Source organism: Lentzea atacamensis (genome assembly GCF_003269295.1).
In the GTDB taxonomy this organism is placed as follows: domain Bacteria; phylum Actinomycetota; class Actinomycetes; order Mycobacteriales; family Pseudonocardiaceae; genus Lentzea; species Lentzea atacamensis.
In genome coordinates this window covers 280,827-298,678 of the sequence record NZ_QLTT01000002.1, presented here as the reverse complement: position 1 = coordinate 298,678, position 17,852 = coordinate 280,827, and the positions used below count along the sequence as shown (strand labels likewise).

16 protein-coding genes are annotated in these 17,852 nt (G+C 68.3%); 9 read left to right on the top strand and 7 right to left on the bottom strand.

Annotated elements, in window-relative coordinates:
• The first annotated feature begins 15 nt into the window (after nt 1-15).
• Together C8D87_RS10145 and C8D87_RS10140 are read left to right on the top strand one after the other, a co-directional pair.
• Nucleotides 16-1,251, top strand: a complete 1,236-nt coding sequence (locus C8D87_RS10145) for a 3-oxoacyl-ACP reductase (RefSeq protein ID WP_112226489.1) — start codon at nt 16-18, stop codon at nt 1,249-1,251.
• Complete coding sequence (locus tag C8D87_RS10140; protein ID WP_112226488.1) at nt 1,251-2,021, top strand: MaoC family dehydratase; 771 nt, start codon at nt 1,251-1,253, stop codon at nt 2,019-2,021. The genes C8D87_RS10145 and C8D87_RS10140 overlap by 1 nt, the downstream gene beginning before the upstream one ends.
• On the opposite strand, the gene C8D87_RS10135 is transcribed toward C8D87_RS10140, so the two are convergent.
• A complete protein-coding gene (locus C8D87_RS10135) occupies nt 2,010-2,645 on the bottom strand; it encodes a TetR/AcrR family transcriptional regulator (protein WP_109632935.1) in 636 nt (211 codons plus the stop codon). The genes C8D87_RS10140 and C8D87_RS10135 overlap by 12 nt on opposite strands.
• A 101-nt stretch (nt 2,646-2,746) precedes the next feature.
• Here C8D87_RS10135 and C8D87_RS10130 point away from each other — a divergent pair, with 101 nt between their 5' ends.
• Nucleotides 2,747-3,376, top strand: a complete 630-nt coding sequence (locus C8D87_RS10130; protein WP_109629722.1) for an SCP2 sterol-binding domain-containing protein — start codon at nt 2,747-2,749, stop codon at nt 3,374-3,376.
• An 11-nt stretch (nt 3,377-3,387) separates the two neighbouring features.
• Nucleotides 3,388-4,602 carry an acyl-CoA dehydrogenase family protein gene (locus tag C8D87_RS10125; protein WP_109629725.1) on the top strand — a complete coding sequence of 405 codons (1,215 nt, stop codon included), beginning with the start codon at nt 3,388-3,390 and terminating at the stop codon, nt 4,600-4,602.
• A gap of 39 nt (nt 4,603-4,641) precedes the next feature.
• On the opposite strand, the gene C8D87_RS10120 is transcribed toward C8D87_RS10125, so the two are convergent.
• Nucleotides 4,642-5,049 (bottom strand): hypothetical protein, encoded by a 408-nt coding sequence (locus tag C8D87_RS10120; protein WP_146771671.1) that lies wholly within the window; start codon nt 5,047-5,049, stop codon nt 4,642-4,644.
• Between the two features lie 134 nt (nt 5,050-5,183).
• Between C8D87_RS10120 and C8D87_RS10115 the strand changes: the two genes are divergently transcribed.
• The 3 genes from C8D87_RS10115 to C8D87_RS10105 all read left to right on the top strand — a co-directional run bounded on the left by C8D87_RS10115 (nt 5,184) and on the right by C8D87_RS10105 (nt 7,643).
• On the top strand, nt 5,184-5,891 hold the full coding sequence (locus C8D87_RS10115) for a thermonuclease family protein (protein ID WP_146771670.1): 708 nt from the start codon (nt 5,184-5,186) through the stop codon (nt 5,889-5,891).
• Between the two features lie 87 nt (nt 5,892-5,978).
• Nucleotides 5,979-7,133: an acyltransferase family protein gene (locus C8D87_RS10110; protein ID WP_112226485.1), complete on the top strand. Its 1,155-nt coding sequence runs from the start codon at nt 5,979-5,981 to the stop codon at nt 7,131-7,133.
• A gap of 6 nt (nt 7,134-7,139) precedes the next feature.
• On the top strand, nt 7,140-7,643 hold the full coding sequence (locus C8D87_RS10105; RefSeq protein ID WP_112226484.1) for a hypothetical protein: 504 nt from the start codon (nt 7,140-7,142) through the stop codon (nt 7,641-7,643).
• Here the strand turns inward: C8D87_RS10105 and C8D87_RS10100 are convergent.
• The 5 genes from C8D87_RS10100 to pdhA all read right to left on the bottom strand — a co-directional run bounded on the left by C8D87_RS10100 (nt 7,640) and on the right by pdhA (nt 13,077).
• Entirely contained in the window at nt 7,640-7,963 is a 324-nt protein-coding gene (locus tag C8D87_RS10100; protein WP_112226483.1) for a hypothetical protein, read from the bottom strand. The two genes, C8D87_RS10105 and C8D87_RS10100, sit on opposite strands and share 4 nt — an antisense overlap.
• Before the next feature lie 64 nt (nt 7,964-8,027).
• Nucleotides 8,028-8,948, bottom strand: a complete 921-nt coding sequence (locus C8D87_RS10095) for a helix-turn-helix domain-containing protein (protein ID WP_112226482.1) — start codon at nt 8,946-8,948, stop codon at nt 8,028-8,030.
• 519 nt (nt 8,949-9,467) lie between these two features.
• Complete coding sequence (locus C8D87_RS10090; protein WP_112226481.1) at nt 9,468-10,841, bottom strand: dihydrolipoamide acetyltransferase family protein; 1,374 nt, start codon at nt 10,839-10,841, stop codon at nt 9,468-9,470.
• A gap of 14 nt (nt 10,842-10,855) precedes the next feature.
• Entirely contained in the window at nt 10,856-11,881 is a 1,026-nt protein-coding gene (locus tag C8D87_RS10085; RefSeq protein WP_112226480.1) for an alpha-ketoacid dehydrogenase subunit beta, read from the bottom strand.
• Complete coding sequence (pdhA, locus tag C8D87_RS10080) at nt 11,881-13,077, bottom strand: pyruvate dehydrogenase (acetyl-transferring) E1 component subunit alpha (protein WP_112226479.1); 1,197 nt, start codon at nt 13,075-13,077, stop codon at nt 11,881-11,883. Before pdhA ends, C8D87_RS10085 begins: the two co-directional genes overlap by 1 nt.
• A gap of 354 nt (nt 13,078-13,431) precedes the next feature.
• On the opposite strand from pdhA, the gene C8D87_RS10075 reads away from it, so the two are divergent.
• Entirely contained in the window at nt 13,432-14,850 is a 1,419-nt protein-coding gene (locus C8D87_RS10075) for a M20/M25/M40 family metallo-hydrolase (RefSeq protein WP_112226478.1), read from the top strand.
• A 301-nt stretch (nt 14,851-15,151) separates the two neighbouring features.
• Nucleotides 15,152-17,806, top strand: coding sequence for an MGH1-like glycoside hydrolase domain-containing protein (locus tag C8D87_RS10070; protein ID WP_112226477.1), 2,655 nt, complete (start codon nt 15,152-15,154; stop codon nt 17,804-17,806).
• The last annotated feature ends 46 nt before the right edge of the window (nt 17,807-17,852 follow it).

The following is a 17,852-nucleotide window of genomic DNA, read 5'->3' as shown; positions in this document are numbered from 1 at the left end:
GGTAGGTTGTGTGCCGTGGACAGGTACCAGAAGTTCGCATCGTCGGGACTCGGTCGCCAGCTCGTGCGCAGGCTCGGCCTGCCGAACCCGTATCCACTGCGCCGCGACGCCGCCCTGGCCACGCCGGTGCTGGTCGGTGGCGCCGGTCGGCTGCCCTTCCTGAAGCAGCTCGAAACAGGTTCCGCTCCTTATGGCGCGTTGGTGTTCGACGCGTCCGACATCGCTTCTGTCGCTGATCTGCGGCAGCTGCACGACTTCTTCCACCCGGTGATCACACAGCTCGGGCCGTGCGGGCGGGTGATCGTCATCGGACGGTCGCCGGACTCCGTGGCGCAGCGGGCTCTCGAAGGCTTCGTCCGCTCGGTCGGCAAGGAGCTGCGGCGGGGTGGCACGGCAAACCTGGTCCACGTGGCGGACGGCGCCGAGGACGGTGTCGAGTCCACGCTGCGATTCCTGTTGTCCGGGCGCTCGGCGTACGTGTCCGGACAGGTCATCCACGTTTCCGGGGATGCTTCTCCCGGGTCGCTCGAGGGCAAGGTCGCGCTGGTCACGGGTGCTTCGCGAGGCATCGGTGAAGCGATCGCCACGACGCTGGGACGCGACGGCGCGCACGTGATCTGCCTGGACGTTCCCGCTGCCGGCGACGAGCTGTCGAAGGTCGCGAACGCCGTCGGCGGGTCGGCGTTGCAGCTCGACATCACAGGAGACCCCGCCCGGCTGACCTCCTACCTGCTCGAACGGCACGGCGGTGTGGACATCGTCGTGCACAACGCGGGCATCACGCGCGACAAGACGTTGGCGCGCATGGACTCCTCACTGTGGGACGCGGTGCTGGAGGTCAACCTCGCCTGTCAGGAGCGGATCAACGCCGCGCTGCTCGAAGGCGACGTGCTGCGCGCGGGCGGGCGGATCGTCGGGGTGTCGTCGATCGCGGGCATCGCGGGCAACGTCGGCCAGACCAACTACGCCACCTCGAAGGCGGGCGTGATCGGGATGGTCAACTCGCTGGCGCCGGTCCTGGCTGCTCGCGGGGCCACGATCAACGCCGTCGCGCCCGGTTTCATCGAGACGAAGATGACCGCGGCCGTGCCGTTGATGACACGTGAGGTCGGGCGGCGGATGAACAGCCTTTCGCAGGGCGGGCTGCCGGTCGACGTGGCGGAGACGGTGGCCTGGTTCGCCTCACCGGGTTCTGGCGGCGTGAACGGCAACGTCGTGCGCGTGTGCGGCCAGATGCTGCTGGGGGCGTGATGTTGCTGCGTGCCGCCCTGACGTCGTTCCGGCGTGGGGAAACCCTGGCCGCCGAGCCGGTCTTGGCCACGTTCGACGTCTCGCTGAAGCACCTGACGGCCTACAACGCGGTGTGCGGGTTCGGGCTGCGGGACGCGTTGCCGCTGACCTACCCGCACGTGCTGGGCTTTCCGTTGCAGATGAAGCTGATGACCGGCTCGGGGTTCCCGTTCCCGTTGCCGGGCCTGGTGCACGTCGCGAACCGGATCACGCAGTCGCGGCCGCTGGCGCTGTGCGAACCGCTGGAGATCACGGTGTCCGCACGCGATCTCCGTCCCCATCCGCAGGGGACGCAGGTCGACGTCGTGACGTCGGTTTCCGGTGTCTGGGAAGGGGTTTCGACCTACCTGCGGCGAACCGGTTCCGGGTCGTCGTCCGGTGAGGAGCTGCGACGGCCGATCGGGTCGGCGGTGTGGCGGGTGCCTGCGGACATCGGGCGGCGGTACGCGGCCGTGTCAGGTGACCGGAACCCGATTCACCTGTACCCGTTGAGCGCCAAGCTGTTCGGGTTCAAGCGGACGATCGCGCACGGGATGTGGACGAAGGCGCGCTGCCTGGCCGCGCTCGAAGGCCGGCTGCCAGAGGCGGTGACCGTGGACGTCCGCTTCAAGAAGCCGCTGCTGATCCCCGGTCGCGTCGAGTTCTCGGCGGCAGAGACGGACGGCTGGGAGTTCGCGGTGTGGGGCAAAGGACCCCACCTGCTGGGTTCCGCCCACGACCTAACGCCGTGACGGCGGGTGCCAGACGTTGCCCTCGACGAGGTCGCCGAAGCCCATCCAGACGAGGTTCATGAGGCGCGCGGCGACGACACCGGCGGGCTCCTCGGGGTGGTCGAGCCACCACTCCGCCAGTGACTCGCCGGCTCCGACCAGCGCGGCGGCCAGCGACTCCGCCTCGAGCTTGGTCGCAGGAGCCTTCGTCGACTGGGTGAGCAGCGCCGCGACCAGCGACACCGCCCTGCCGCGCATGTCCGCGAGCTCGGCGGCGAACGGTCCGCCCTGGGTCGACGCCTGCCGGTGCAGCACCTGCCAGCTCGCCCGGTTCTCACCGACGAAGCCGAAGAAGGCCCTGAGGCCGCTCCACAGCTGCACGTCGGGTTCCTGTTCGGGCTCGACGCCGGTCGCGATGGCCTCCATCATCCGGGTGGCCTCGCGCCGGATGCAGGTCGCGAAGAGCTCCTCCTTCGAACCGAGATAGGCGTAGAGCATCGGCTTGGAGATGCCCGCGACCTCGGAGATCTCGTCCATCGAAGCCGCGTGGAAGCCGAGCCGCGAGAACACGTCGACGGCAGCATCCATGATCTGCCGCTCACGCACCGCGCGTGGCAAGCGCTTGGCTCGACCTTCTGTGCGCATCACTACCCCTCAGTTCGGAGGAACAAGATTATCCGATCGGCTTGCCGCGCTATCTACTCACCAGTAGTCTTACTCGCGAGTAGGTACCAGGAGGTGTGTCAATGACGCTCGACCTCACCACCGAGGCGATCGCGAAGCTCAGCCCGGCTGAGCTGATCAGCACGCTGCAGCAGATCTCACCGGACGATCCGGCGCTCGCCGATGTGAACATCGACGTCATCGCCCGCGGCATCGACCCCAAGAAGCTGGGCAAGGACGACTTCGCGGCACTGCTGACCGCGTTGGGCAAGCTCGCCGACGGCGGCGCGGACCTCGATCTGTCGAAGATGGACCCGTCCAACTTCGCGAGGATCATCTCGCGCGCCTCGAAGGACCAGATCGAGGGTGTCGTTTCCGATCCCGCTCTTCGCGTCCGGGTGCTCGACGAGGTGTTCCGCCGCATGGAGGCCCACTTCCGCGCGGACCGGGCCGGCGCCACCCGTGCCGTCGTGCACTTCCACGTGCTGGAAGACGTCTACGAGGCCATCATCGAAGACGCGACCTGCACGATCAACAAGGGCGTGACGCGCGAGGCCCGTGCCATCGTCACGCTGACGCCCGCCGACTTCCTGAAGCTCGCGACCGGCAACGCCTCCGCCCCCGTGCTGTTCATGACGGGCAAGCTGAAGGTGAAGGGCGACCTGGGGTTCGCGGCCGGGTTCATGAGCCTGTTCAACATCCCGAAGGCCTAGGAGAAAACACAGTGGGTGGCTTCTCGCTCGAGCTGAACGAAGACCAGACGGACCTGCGCGACTGGGTGCACGGCTTCGCGAAGGACGTGATCAGGCCAGCGGCCTCCGAGTGGGACGAGCGCGAGGAGACGCCGTGGCCGGTGATCCAGGAAGCCGCGAAGATCGGCCTCTACGGCTTCGAGGCCCTCGCGACCTGGTTCGCGGACCCGATCGGGCTGTCGCTGCCCATCGCGACCGAAGAGCTGTTCTGGGGTGACGCCGGCATCGCGTTGTCGCTGATGGGCACCGGTCTGGCCGTCGCAGGCATCTTCGCGTCCGGCGAGCCCGAGCAGCTGGCCGAGTGGGTGCCCGAGTGCTTCGGCGACGAGAACGAGCCGAAGCTGGCCGCGTTCTGCGCCTCCGAGCCCCAGGCCGGTTCGGACGTCGCCGGGTACCGCACGCGGGCGCGCTACGACGAGGCCACCGACGAGTGGGTGATCAACGGCCAGAAGGCGTGGGCCACCAACGGCGGCATCGCGAACGTGCACGTCGTGACGGCCGTCGTCGACCCCGAACTGGGCTCGCGCGGCCAGGCCGGCTTCATCATCCCGCCGGGCACGCCGGGCCTGTCGTCGCCGGGCAAGATCAAGAAGCACGGCATGCGCGCCTCGCACACCGCCGACGTGTTCCTCGACGACGTCCGGGTGCCGGGCCGGTGCGTGCTGGGCGGTCGCGAACGCCTGGAGGCCCGCCTGGCTCGTGCCCGCGAAGGCCAGAAGGCCGGCGGGCAGGCCGCGATGGCGACGTTCGAGACCACGCGCCCGACCGTGGGCGCCATGGCCGTCGGTGTCGCACGCGCCGCCTACGAGTACGCGCTGGACTACGCCAAGGACCGCGAGGCGTTCGGGCGGAAGATCATCGAGAACCAGTCGATCGCGTTCGACCTGGCGAACATGCGGATGGAAATCGACGCGGCGCGGCTGCTGGTGTGGCGCGCGGCGTGGATGGGGCGCAACAACGTGCCGTTCACCGCTGGCGAGGGCTCGATGTCGAAGCTCAAGGCGTCCGAGGTGTCGGTGTGGGCGACGGAGCGGGCGATCCACGTGCTGGGTGGAGCCGGGTACACGCGGGAGCACCCGGTGGAGCGGATGCACCGCGACTCGAAGATCTTCACCATCTTCGAGGGGACGTCGGAGATCCAGCGGCTCGTGGTGTCGCGGGCGATCTCCGGGATGCAGATCAGGTGACGTGGGCGGGCGGCTTTCGGGCCGCCCGCTCTCGTTTCGTCAGCAGGACCGACCGCTGCGCCCCTCAAGGGAGGCGCCGTCGTGAGTCACGGTGGCCACGGCCATCGTGCACATGTCGTTCATCATCCTGCTGAACGTCCACACGTCGCGTTGGTTCGGTTCGCCGATCGTCGGCACGGTGGACACGGTGTCCGCCCTCAGCCGGACCGCCGCGCGGAACGGGGTCGTGGCCTGCACGCGGACGTGGCCGTACTTGCCGCCACAGCCCTCGTACTGCGTGATCGTGGCGACGGTCGTGGCGCCTCGCTTCAGGACGCCGGCCGAGCCGATTTTCACCGCGCTCGAGCAGTTCGGCGGCTTCGGCACCACTGGTACCTCCGCTGCTTGTGCGGTGCCCCCGAGGAACAGGGCTACGCCGGTCGTGACGATTCCCAGTTTGATCAGCACGTACGTGAACGTAAGTCGCGTTGGTTGGCCGACGGTAAATCCGCGAACGCGTGGAGTAACACCGGGTTCCACTGCTCCGATCAGCCCAGTAGATCGGCGTTAGGGGGATCGAGATGCTCCCGAATGTGTACCTCATGGCTGCCGCGGTTCTGGCCGGTGCCGCGGGCAGTGCCTACGTCGTGACGGTCGTGGACCGCCCGAAGCCCGTTGTGGTCAGTCACGTCGTGCGGGTGGTCGACGCGGAGACGGTCGAAGTGCGCGAGGGCGATCGCGTCGCGGTGGTGCGGCTCGTGAACGTCGACGCGCCCGGTGCGGGCGAGTGTCTGCATCTGGAGTCCCGGAAGCGGCTGATCGAGCTGCTGCCCGAGGGGACTCCGGTCACCGTGGTCGGGGAAGGACAGTTCGCGGCGCTGTCCAAGCAGGACGGAACGTTCGTCAACGCCGCGCTCATCGCGGACGGGCTGGCGGTGCCGGTGGTCAACGGCACGCGTTATCTGGGCAGCGTGAAGGAGGCGAACACCTCGGCCGCCGCGCAGCGGAAGGGGTTGCATTCGCCTGAGGTGCCGTGCACGTTGCCGGGGCAGGTCAGGGCGATCACCGAGGCGGCGGCCGTGGTCGAGGCACAGCCGCTCAAGGCCAGCAAGGCCGAGCTGACGGTGGCGGCGGACACGGCCAAGACCGCCATCGGGCTGGTCGACCAGCTGAGCAAGCCCGGCGGGTTGACGTGGGACGCGGTGGCGCCGGTGGACCAGACGGTGTTGCTGGCGAAGGTCACCAAGGCGGTGCCGACGCTGTACCGCAAGGAGGCCGAGCTGCGGAACGTCGTCAAAGGACTCAGGTAGCCGTCACGCTCGCAGCTTGCGGTTTGGGGCGTTTGATAGCCTCCGGGGCGCCCCGCGGTCTGGGCGATCCCATCTTGGAGGAGCGTCGTGCGCACGTTGACCCATGCCGAGTTCATGGCGATGCGGCGCTTTCCCGCGCTGGACGGCCTGCGCGCGTTCGCGGCCGTCATCGTGGTGTTCTTCCACTTCGGAGGCGCCGAGTGGAAGTGGCTCTCCGGGTGGGTCGGCGTCTACCTCTTCTTCGTGCTGTCCGGCTTCCTGATCACCACGCTGCTGCTGCGTGAGCAGGACACCAAGGGCCGGATCTCGTTGAAGAACTTCTACATCCGGCGCGTGTTCCGGATCATGCCGCCGTACTTCGTGATCTTCGCGTTCATCATGGCGTTCTTCTACCTGCGCGGCGACTTCTTCACGATCCGGTACCCGGAGACGCTGAAGTACTACCTGACGTTCATGAACGAGTTCCTGCCCGAGGGCATGAAGGGCGCTCCGAACGACTACTTCTCCGGCTCGTGGACGCTCGGCATCGAACAGAAGTTCTACCTGGTGTGGCCCGCGCTGATGGTCTTCGCGGGAGTGGCCGCGGCCCGGCGCCGTGTCTACATCGCACTGGGTGCGATGGCCGTGCTGATCGCCTGCATCCCGCTGACCGCCGGCTGGTACACCGCCTACTCGATCACCGCGCTCTACACCTCGACCGTGCACTACGTGGTGCTGCTGGTGGGCGCGCTGCTGGCGATCGTCATGAACAGCAAGCGCCTGTACAGGTTCGTCCAGCCGCTGACCCACCCGTTGTTCGCGCTGGTGGCGATCATCGGCTTCACCGCGCTGCACGTGAACATGGAGACCCTCTGGCACTCCACCAGCAACGCCGTGGTGCTGCTGCTGGCCTACGCGGTGCTGACGGCGATGCTGATCGTGTCGCTGATGGGCCGCAACCCGATGACGTGGCTGCTGTCGACCAGCCCGATGCGCTTCGTCGGCGACCGCTCCTACTCGCTGTACCTGTTCCAGGGCATCGCCGCCTTCATGGTCGGCGCGCTGCTGCCTCGTTTCCAGGTCTACGGCACGCTCACGGCCGTGGTGGTCACCCTGGTGTCGCTGTTGCTCGCCGACGTGGTGTTCCGCTGGGTCGAGCACCCGGCGATCGAGCTCGGCCGCCGCATCATCGCCCGCCGCGCGAAGAAGCCCGCGGCCAACCCTCCCGCGAAGGAGATGCAACCGGTCCCGGTCGGCGCCTGACCTGCCATGAAGCTGTTGCCGGTGCAGGCCGCCGCCGCGGTCGTGGGTGCGGTCAGCGCGATCGTCCTCACCGCGACGGTCGTGCTGGGAGCGGCGCTGTTGCCGGAGTGGGCCAACTTCGCGCTCATCGTGGCGACCGTCGGGCTCATCGTGTTGATGGTGGCGCGCTTCCGGCGCACGCGACTGCGGACCGACGGCCTCAAAGGACTGTTCCGGACGCTGCGCGCGGCGATGCCGGCGTTCGCGATCGTGCTGGCCGCCCTCGCGTTCTACGGAGGCTGGCTCATCGCGCTCGTCACCATGGTGAGCGGCAGCACGGCGGGCAACCTCAAGTACGAGAACGGCCAGTACACGACCACACACCGCAAGACCGTCACCGTGCTCACCAAGGAGCAGTACGAGGACGCTCAGGCGGCGAACCAGCGGCTGGTCAGCGCGATCTGCCTCGCGATGTCCGGTGGTGTGTTCGCACTCAGCGGCGTGGCTGAGCGCATCAGGGATCCCCGCTAGTCAGGCAGCGGCAGGATAGCGCCCACGCGCTTGAGCTCGCGGCGGTGCACGGCGAGCAGAACCGTGTCGTCCGCGCGGCGGAAGTGCAGCACCACGAAGTTCGGATGCGGCGGCTCGTGGTCGGTGATCAGCTCGACCCGGCCCTCCTCGGGGCTGAACACGATCCGCTCGGCCCAGACGATCTTCGTGGGACCGAAGAACAGCTCGCCCTCTTCCCAGCGGCCGTCCAGGAACACGTCCCCGTCGCCGCGGCTGTCGTCGCCGGACGGGCCGAACATCTCCCCGAGAACGCCCCCGAGCACCTCGAACAACGCAGACATCACGACCCCCTTCGTTGCTACGGGAACGAGCTGGGCGCCCAGCTGGTTCCCGTTGCGAGGTGGTCTAGCCGAACGGCTGGCCGGCGGCGCGCAGCCAGGCGCGCTCACGCGAGTGGTCCGGCATGGCGGGCCACCCGTTGATCTTCGCGATCAACACCCAGTACCGCTCGGCACGCGGGTCGGCGAAGTCGGAGAACGTGCGCAGCCGCTCGACGAGGTTCTCGTCGTTCGGCAGGCCCATCGCCTCCGCCCACTTGGCGTTCACGCGCTCCACGACCTCGCGAGCGGCGTCCGACTCCGGCGCGACACCGGCATCGAGAGCCTCACGGGCCTGGACGATCGCGAAGTTGAACGCCTCCATCTGGCCTTCCGACCGCGGCCCCATGTCCTCACCGTTGCGGCGGAACTCCTCGTGCTGCTGGGACATCCGCTTGACCGACGCGCGGAAGTCGGGGTCCTGCACGAGCTTCGCGAGCTCGACCCACGCCTCCAGCTGCTCGGTCGACGGGTCGTCCGGCAGCTCGACCCGCACGGATCGCATGCGCTGCTCGAACTGCGGATCCAGCTCGTAGGGCCCGAACACCTCCTCGAAGAAGTCGTCGAGGATGCGCTGGCGCTCCTCGTCCGACATCCGTGCCAACTCGTTCATCAGTTCCATCTCCCCTCCTTTGGCGACGGCGCGCAGGACGGCACGGCGCAGCCGCAACGTCTTCATCTGCGCGTCGATCGCTTCCGCATGTGCACGCGCCACGTCGGTGACCGACACCTCGCGGGCCAGCACGCGGCCGGCGGTCGGCAGGTCCACGCCCAGATCCCTCAGGGTGCGGACAAGCTTCAGCCTGGCCACCGCTTCTGCGTCGTAGGTGCGGTAGCCGCCGGCGGTTCTGTCCGTGGGCGGGATGAGGCCCGAGTCGGAGTAGAACCTGATGGTCCGGACTGTGAGTCCGGTCATCTTGGCGAGCTCGCCGATCTGGTAGCGCGTCACGGGGACAACTCTGCAGTCTCCAGTAGCTGGAGGGTCAAACCGAATAACCGGACGGGTGGCGCGAACACGCTCCGGCTGGACTGAACGACCTGGCGACACAGCCGCGTGACCTGCGAAAACGTTGATCGCATCGGTATCGCCCTGGTGCCGTCAACGACGGTTCTGGGGGGAATCAATGCGTTCTCTTTCGCATGCGCTGAAGGCTGCTGTTGGCTGTGTCGGGCTCGTTGCCGCGCTGCTCGGTGCTGTGGCCGCGCCGGCGAACGCCGAGACGTCCGGCTCCGGCTCGAGGCGCTCCGGGTCGTCGCTACGGGCACGGGCGGTGTGACCTGCGTACAGGCACACGTTCAGGACGAGAGCTGGATGGGCGAAAAGTGTGAGCCGACGGGCGAGACCACCGTCGTCGGCATCGCGAGCCTGCGCCTGCGAACGGAAGCCGTCCAGGGCAGGTCGACTGGAGGCCGGAAACGAGGTCGTGGGTGTTTCCTCCACCAGGAAGGAAACACCCACGACCTGTTCTCAGTAGGTCATCGCGAAGCCGGGGTCGGCCAGCAACGCGCCGACGTCGGCCAGGAACTGCGAGCCCTGCTGGCCGTCGACCACGCGGTGGTCGAACGACAGCGCGAGCTGGCAGATCTTGCGGATCTTGATCTCGCCGTCGACCACCCACGGCATGTCGCGGATCGCCCCGAGGGCGAGGATCGCGGACTCACCGGGGTTGAGGATCGGCGTGCCGGTGTCGACGCCGAAGACGCCGACGTTCGTGATCGTGATCGTGCCGTTCATCATGTCGGCCGGCGACGTCTTGCCGTCACGGGCGACCGTCGCGAGCTCGTCCAGTGCGACCGCGAGCTCCTTCAACGACATCCGGTCGGCGTCGCGGACCTTCGGCACCACCAGGCCGCGCGGCGTTGCGGCCGCGATGCCCAGGTGGACGTAGTCCTTGTAGACGATCTCGTTCGCCGCGCTGTCCCACGTCGCGTTGACGTCCGGCGTGCGGCGCGTGGCCAGTACGACGGCCTTGGCGCAGAACGCGAGCGGCGTCAGCTTCACACCGCGGAACTCCGGGTGGTTCTTCAGCCGCGCGCGCAGTTCCATCATCGGCGTCACGTCGACCGTCAGGAACTCGGTGACGTGCGGTGCGGTGAACGCACTGTCCACCATCGCCTGCGCGGTCGCCTTGCGGACGCCCTTGATCGGCACGCGACGTTCGCGCGAGCCGTTGTCCACAAAGGACTGCGTGGCGACGGGAGACGGTGCGGAGACAGCGCTTTCGACGTCCTCACGCGTGATCACGCCGTCGGGGCCGGAGCCCGTGAGCGCGTACAGGTCGACGCCGAGGTCCTTGGCCAGCTTGCGGACCGGCGGCTTGGCCAGCGGCACGTAGCCACCGGGAGCCTGCACCGGAGCAGGCACCGCAACGGGTTCCGGCACCACGACAGGCGCAGGAGCAGGTGCGGCGGCAACGGCGGCTGCCGGAGCCGGCGCGCTGTCCTTGCGCGCGCGGCGCTTGGCCGTGCCGGACTTCGGGCCGTAGCCGACGAGCGTCGCGATGCGCCCGCCCGGCATCTCCTCGCCGATCTTGCCGGACGAGGTGCCGTTCGACTCGGCCGCGGCAGGTGCCGGCGCGGGTGCGGCGGCGCCACCGGGGTCGGTGTCGATCGTGATGATCGGGACGCCGACCTCGACGGTCTGACCGGGCTCCGCGTGCAGCTCGGTCACGACGCCGGCCCACGGGCACGGCAGCTCGACCGCGGCCTTGGCCGTTTCGATCTCGACGATGATCTGGTTGACCGTGACGGTGTCACCGGGCTTGACGTGCCAGGTGAGGATCTCGGCCTCGGTCAGCCCCTCAGCCGTGTCAGGCAGGGGGAATTGCTTGTACTGCGGCATTTCCGTTGTTCCCCTTACCAGGCGAGAGAGCGGTCGACGGCGTGCAGCACCCGGTCGAGGTCGGGGAGGAACTCCTCCTCGAGCTTCGACGGCGGGTACGGGGTGTCGAAGCCGGTCACCCGCAGCACCGGTGCCTGCAACGAGTAGAAGCACTCCTGCTGGACCTTGGCTGCAATCTCGCTGGCGATCGAGGACTCGGACGGCGCCTCGGACACGACGACCAGCCGGCCGGTGCGGCGCACCGACTCGAACACCGGCACGAGGTCCAGCGGCGACAGCGTGCGCAGGTCGATGACCTCCAGCGACGTGCCGTCCTCGGCAGCCGCGGTGGCGGCGTCGAGAGCCGTGCGGACCATCGGGCCGTACGCGACGAGCGTCGCGTCCGTGCCGGTGCGCAGAACCCGCGACTGGAACAGCGGGCCGGGCTGGGCCGTGGTGTCGACCTCGCCCTTCTCGTAGTAGCGGCGCTTGGGCTCGAAGAACAGCACCGGGTCGTCGCAGTCGATCGCCTGCTGGATCATCCAGTACGCGTCGGCCGGGTTCGAGCACGAGACGACCTTGAGGCCGGCGGTGTGCGCGAAGTACGACTCTGGCGACTCCGAGTGGTGCTCGACGGCGCCGATGCCACCGCCGAACGGCACGCGGATCACGATGGGCAGCTTGATCTTGCCCTGCGTGCGGTAGTGCAGCTTCGCGACCTGCGACACGATCTGGTCGAAGCCGGGGAAGATGAAGCCGTCGAACTGGATCTCGCACACCGGGCGGTAGCCGCGGATCGCGAGGCCGACGGCGGTGCCGATGATGCCGGACTCCGCGAGCGGCGTGTCGAGCACGCGCTGCTCACCGAAGTCCTTCTGCAGACCGTCGGTGATCCGGAAGACACCGCCGAGCTTGCCGATGTCCTCGCCCATCATGATGACCTTGGGGTTGGCCTCCATGGAGGCCCGCAGGCCCATGTTGAGCGCCTTGGAGATCGTGAGCGTCTGCACCGGGGTCGCCGGGGCAGCGGTCGTGGATCGGTCCATGGTCGGAGCAGCCATCAGTGCTCACCTCCAGCAAAACCCGAGACGTAGTCGAGGAATTCGTCGCGCTGCGCTTCGAGGTTGGGGTTGCCCTCGGCGTAGACGTTGCTGAAGATCCGTTCGGCGGGCGGATCCGGCATGTTGACGCAGAACTCGCGCAGGTTCTCGGCGAGCTCGTCCGCCTCCGCCTCGACGCCCGCGAAGAACTCCTGGTCAGCCCACTGCTGCCGGACCAGGTAGACCTTGACCCGCTCGATCGGGTCCTTGAGCTTCCACAGCTCCAGCTCGTCCGACAGCCGGTAGCGCGTCGGGTCGTCGGAGGTGGTGTGCGCGTCCATCCGGTAGGTGAACGCCTCGATCAGGATCGGGCCGTTGCCGTGGCGGCACTCGTCCAACGCCCAGCGCGTGACCGCGAGCGTGGCGAGCACGTCGTTGCCGTCGACGCGGATGCCGGGGAAGCCGTAGCCGCGGGCGCGCTGGTACAGCGGCAGGCGCGACTGGCGCTCGGTGGGCTCGGAGATGGCCCACTGGTTGTTCTGGCAGAAGAAGACGAGCGGAGCGTCGTAGACCGCGGCCCACACGAAGCCCTCGTGCACGTCACCCTGCGAGGTCGCGCCGTCGCCGAAGAACACCATGGTGGCTTCGCCGTCGTCGTCGCCGACCTTGCCGTCGAACTTCTGCCCCATCGCGTACCCGGCCGCGTTGAGGACCTGGTTGCCGATGACGATCGTGTACGGGTGGAAGCGCTTCTCGACCGGGTCCCACGTGCCCTGGTCGGTGCCGCGGAAGATGCCGAGCAGCTCCGTCGGGTGCACGCCGCGGGTCCACGCGATGCCGTGCTCGCGGTAGCTCGGGAACGCCATGTCGGTCGGACGCATCGCGCGGCCGGCGCCGATCTGCGCCGCCTCCTGGCCGAGCAACGGCACCCAGATGCCGAGCTGGCCCTTGCGCTGCAACGCGTTCGCCTCGCGGTCGACCCGGCGGATCAGGACCATGTCGCGGTACAGGCCGCGCAGCTCCTCCGCCGAGATGTCGATGTCGAAGTCGGGGTGCGTGACTCGCTCACCCTCGGGGGTGAGGAGCTGCACCAGGTCGGCGCCGCCCTCGTCTGTTGCTCGCAAGCCTGCGATCACCTGTTCCGCTGTCGGTTTTGCGGCAGTGGCGGCCGGCGCTGCGTCCGGCTCAGGGTGCGTCCATTGCTCAGGGGACGACATGCGCCTTCTCCTCTGTCTCTCCGACCGCCCGATCGCTCGTGACGACCTCGTGCGGCGACGCCGGCGGTCACCGCCAACCCTGTGGGGCCGGAGGCAGCCGTCGGCGTTGACGGTGGCTTACGACCACATCCTGACACGCCCTCACCCGTGTTGGTGAGACCCGTCCCACTTCGTAACACACGAGTCAACGTTCTGATCAGCGACAACAGTCGGAGGTTCGACTTTTTGTCCTCCGACTAGGCCGTTCGATTACCGGACGCAGCTGTCCCGGTTACCGATCGTTAACTTTGCCAGAGGCCTCCGGGGATGAGCTTAGGGACGCGAGCAGAGGCGGAGTCGTGACAGGATCGAGAGGTGGACCGTTCAGTTGTGACCAGCACCGTCCGGACGCTGTGGGACGACGACATCGTCCCGAGCCTGTCTCAGCTCGTCGCCGTGCCGGCGATCTCGCCCGCGTTCGACCCGGCCTGGGACGAACACGGCGAACTGGCCGCCGCGATCGAGCACGTGCGCGCGTGGATCTCCGCCCGCGAGCTGCCCGGCGTGACTCTCGAAGTCGTCCAACTGGCGGGACGCACGCCACTTCTCGTGGTCGACGTGCCCGCGTTCGGTAACGCGGGCGACGACACGGTGTTGCTCTACGGACACCTCGACAAGCAGCCGCCGGTGGGCGGCTGGAGCGACGGACTCGGCCCGTGGACCCCGGTACTGCGTGACGGACGTCTCTACGGCCGCGGCGCGGCGGATGACGGTTACTCCGGATATGCCGCAATCGCCGCGATCGAGGCCGTGCGCGCGGCAGGCGGCTCGCACTCGCGTTGTGTCGTGCTGCTGGAGACCGGCGAGGAGTCGGGTTCGCCCGACCTGCCCGCCTACCTCTCGCACCTCTCTTCTCGTCTGGGCCGTGTGTCTCTGGTGGTCTGCCTGGACTCCGGCGGCTCGGACTACGAACGCATGTGGCTGACCACGTCGCTGCGCGGCCTGGTGCAGGTCACGATGACCGTGCGGGTGCTGGAGGGCGGCCTGCACTCGGGCATGGCGTCCGGCATGGTGCCGTCGTCGTTCCGCATCGCGCGAGTGCTGCTGGACCGTCTCGAGGACTCCGCGACCGGCGAGATCCTGGTGCCGGAGATGCACGTCGAGATCCCCGCGCACCGGCTGGCCGAGGTCCGCGAGGCCGTGGAGGCCGCGCCCGGCGCCTTGTGGGGTCCCGTGCCGCGTGTTGGCGACCTGCAGCCGATGTCTTCGGACGAGGTTGAGCAGGCTCTGGGCACCGGGTGGCGGCCGACCCTGTCGGTCACCGGTGCGGACGGGCTGCCGTCGCCGGACGACGCGGGCAACGTGCTGCGGCCGTTCACCACGCTGGTGCTCTCGTTCCGGTTGCCGCCGACCGCTGACTCCTCGGCGGCCCTGGAGGCTGTGCGTGAGCGGCTGACCACGGACGTGCCTTACAACGCGACCGTGGAGCTCTCGCGGGTCGAGGCCGCTGACGGGTGGAACGCTCCTGCTTTGGCGCCCTGGTTGTCGGCTGTTCTGGACGATGCCGGCAAGGAGGTCTTCGGGGCGCCGTGGCGGACCGTGTCGCTCGGTGGGTCGATTCCGTTCATGGGGCTGCTGCACGAGGCTTACCCCGAGGCGCAGTTCCTCGTGACCGGTGCTGTTGGGCCTGACTCGAACTGCCACGTGCCGGACGAGTGGCTGCACCTGGCGCACGCGGCCCGGGTCACTGAGGCCGTGGCGTTGGTGCTGGACGCGCAGTCGTCTCAGCGCTGAATCCTCCAACAACGCAAGACCTGTCGCCGGGTTGACCCCGCGTATCTTCGCGCTCTCGCCAGCGCGTTGACCTGCGCGGGGCCGCCTCGGCCAGGTCGTTCGTGAGTCGTCGCGCACCACTGCCGGGAACTCGATCCGCGCTGCTGCTAGGTCGCGCAGGTTTCTGATGGCGGCGTCCTCACCGTCGTAGGCGGCCTGAATCGGCCGTTCAGGTCACGCTCCACCCCGCTTTTAGTGAGGAAACACTCAGACCAGACGTGGGCCCGACCAGGCATCCGACCCCGTGTCCCACACTGGGCCGATGGGCGAACATGCGGAACGGGCGCGCCTCGCGGAGTCGGAGAACCCGACTTCGCCGTGGCGGCTGTGGGGGCCGTACCTCTCGGGTCGCCAGTGGGGCACCGTGCGGGAGGACTACTCGCCCGAAGGGGATGCGTGGGCGTCGTTCCCTTTTGACCACGCGCGTGCCCGCGCCTACCGGTGGGGTGAGGACGGCATCGCCGGCATTTGCGACGTGCACGGGTTTCTCAACCTGGCGGTCGCGCTGTGGAACGGCAACGACCCCATTCTCAAGGAGCGGTACTTCGGCCTCACCAACAGCGAGGGCAACCACGGTGAGGACGTCAAGGAGCACTGGTGGGTGACCGATGGGACGCCCACGCACTCGTGGATGCAGGTGGTCTACCGGTATCCGCAGAAGGAGTTTCCGTACGGCGAGCTCCGGGAGATGGCGCGGAATGCCGGGCGGGAGAACCGCGAGCCCGAGCTGGCCGATACCGGGGTGCTCGACGAGAACCGGTTCTTCGACGTCCAGGTCACCTACGCGAAGGCCGACACCGACGACATCTGCGTCGAGATCAGCGCTACCAACCACGGGCCTGATGACGCGCCGTTGCACCTGTTGCCGCAGCTGTGGTTTCGCAACACGTGGGCGTGGGGGCGGGATCAGCGGCCCTGTCAGCTGGTGGCGAGCACGTCGACAGGGCGCAAGGTGACGGCTGACCACGGCAACCTCGGGCGGTACACGCTGCACCTCGACGGGGCGCCGTCGATGTTGATGACGGACAACGAGAGCAACGAGATGTCGCTCTTCGGGGCCGAGCGCAACCCGTCGCCGTGGACGAAGGACGGCATCTGCAACTACGTGGTGCACGGCAGCACGTCCACGTGTCAGGTGGCCGGGCCGGACGACGCGGGGGTGGCGGGTACGAAGTTCGCGGCCTGGTACTCGTTCGACCCCGTGGAGCCGGGTGAGACGGTGACGATCCGGCTGAGGCTCGTCGGTGGTGACGGGCACGTGGATCCGTTCGGGCCGAGCTTCGGCGAGACCGTGCAGGCTCGCAAGCAGGAGGCGGACGAGTTCCACGACGCCATCGCGCCGGAAACGAGCCCAGAAGAGAAGCACGTGCTGCGGCGGGCGCTGGCCGGGTTGATGTGGACGAAGCAGCACTACCGGTTCCGGACGCGCGACTGGCTCGACGGCGACCCGACCAAGCCGGAGGCACCGTCGAGCAGGCGGACGCCCGAGGCGCGCAACGTGCACTGGCGGCACCTCGACGTCGCGGACGTCATCTCCATGCCGGACGAGTGGGAGTACCCGTGGTTCGCGGCGTGGGACCTCGCGTTCCACACGATTCCGTTCACGCTGGTCGACCCGGCGCTCGCGAAGGAGCAGCTGCTGCTGTTCTGCCGTGAGTGGATGATGCACCCGAACGGCCAGATTCCCGCCTACGAGTGGGAGTTCGGCGACGTCAACCCGCCTGTGCACGCCTGGGCGGCGTTGCAGGTCTACCGGGCGGACGGGAGCCAGGACCGGCAGTTCCTCGCGAAGATCTTCCACAAGCTGCTGCTCAACTTCTCGTGGTGGGTGAACCGCAAGGACGCCGACGGCAGTTACCTGTTCGAGGGCGGCTTCCTCGGCATGGACAACATCGGGCCGGTCAACAGGTCCGAGCCGATGCTGGGCGAGTGGCGGCTGGAGCAGTCCGACGCCACGTCGTGGATGGCCGCGTACAGCCTGCACCTGATGCAGATCGCGCTGGAGCTGGCCCGCGAGGACGAGTCCTACGAGGACGTGGCGACGAAGTTCGTCGAGCACTTCCTGTCGATCGCGGAGGCGTTCACGCACTTCGGGTCGTCGGGCAGCGGGATCTGGCACGAGGAGGACGGCTTCTGCTACGACCGGGTCTCGCGCCGCCGCCCGGACGGCAGCGTCGAGTCGGAGCCCTTGCGGGTGCGGTCGATGGTCGGCCTCATCCCGCTCCTGGCGTCAGCGGTCCTCGAACCGTGGGTGCTCAGCGAGCTGCACGGCTTCACCAGCCGGTTGGAGCACCTGCTCAAACGCCGGCCGGAGCTGCGGCAGTTCATCACGTTCCACTACGAGCGCGGCGCGTTCGTGTCGTTGCTGGACGAGCACAAGCTGCGCCGCGTGCTGCACCGGATGCTCGACGAGCACGAGTTCCTCTCGCCGCACGGGATCCGCTCGCTGAGTGCCGCCCACCGCGAGGGCCTGGAGGTCAACGTCGCGGGCCAGGAGCACCGGATGGGCTACGAACCCGGCGAGTCGACCACGCCGATGTTCGGCGGCAACTCGAACTGGCGCGGCCCGATCTGGTTGCCCACCAACGCGCTGCTGGTCGAAGCGCTCAGGACGGTCTGCGCGTTCCACGACGGCACGTTCCAGGTCGAGATGCCGACGCACTCCGGCCGCCACCTCACCGCCGGGCAGGTCGCGGACGAGCTGAGCGACCGGCTCGTCGGGTTGTTCCTGCCGGACCACGACGGGCGCCGGCCGTCGGACGGCAAGCGGATCGAGGCTTCCGAGTCACCGCTTTGGCGCAACCACGTCACGTTCAGCGAGTACTTCGACGGTGACACGGGCGAAGGCCTCGGCGCGACCCATCAGACCGGGTGGACGGCGTTGGTGGCTGGTCTGTTGACCGAACGCACGCGCTGAGCAGCATCATCGTGATCAAATCCTGATCAAGGACGCGCTCGCAGAT

Coding starts and splice junctions, on each gene's coding strand:
- C8D87_RS10105 (WP_112226484.1), top strand. CDS start 7,140: ATGAAGCTGTTGCCGGTGCAGGCCGCCGCCGCGGTCGTGGGTGCGGTC.
- C8D87_RS10085 (WP_112226480.1), bottom strand. CDS start 11,881: ATGGCTGCTCCGACCATGGACCGATCCACGACCGCTGCCCCGGCGACC.
- C8D87_RS10115 (WP_146771670.1), top strand. CDS start 5,184: ATGGCTGCCGCGGTTCTGGCCGGTGCCGCGGGCAGTGCCTACGTCGTG.
- pdhA (WP_112226479.1), bottom strand. CDS start 13,077: ATGTCGTCCCCTGAGCAATGGACGCACCCTGAGCCGGACGCAGCGCCG.
- C8D87_RS10070 (WP_112226477.1), top strand. CDS start 15,152: ATGGGCGAACATGCGGAACGGGCGCGCCTCGCGGAGTCGGAGAACCCG.
- C8D87_RS10135 (WP_109632935.1), bottom strand. CDS start 2,645: ATGCGCACAGAAGGTCGAGCCAAGCGCTTGCCACGCGCGGTGCGTGAG.
- C8D87_RS10090 (WP_112226481.1), bottom strand. CDS start 10,841: ATGCCGCAGTACAAGCAATTCCCCCTGCCTGACACGGCTGAGGGGCTG.
- C8D87_RS10100 (WP_112226483.1), bottom strand. CDS start 7,963: ATGTCTGCGTTGTTCGAGGTGCTCGGGGGCGTTCTCGGGGAGATGTTC.
- C8D87_RS10140 (WP_112226488.1), top strand. CDS start 1,251: ATGTTGCTGCGTGCCGCCCTGACGTCGTTCCGGCGTGGGGAAACCCTG.
- C8D87_RS10130 (WP_109629722.1), top strand. CDS start 2,747: ATGACGCTCGACCTCACCACCGAGGCGATCGCGAAGCTCAGCCCGGCT.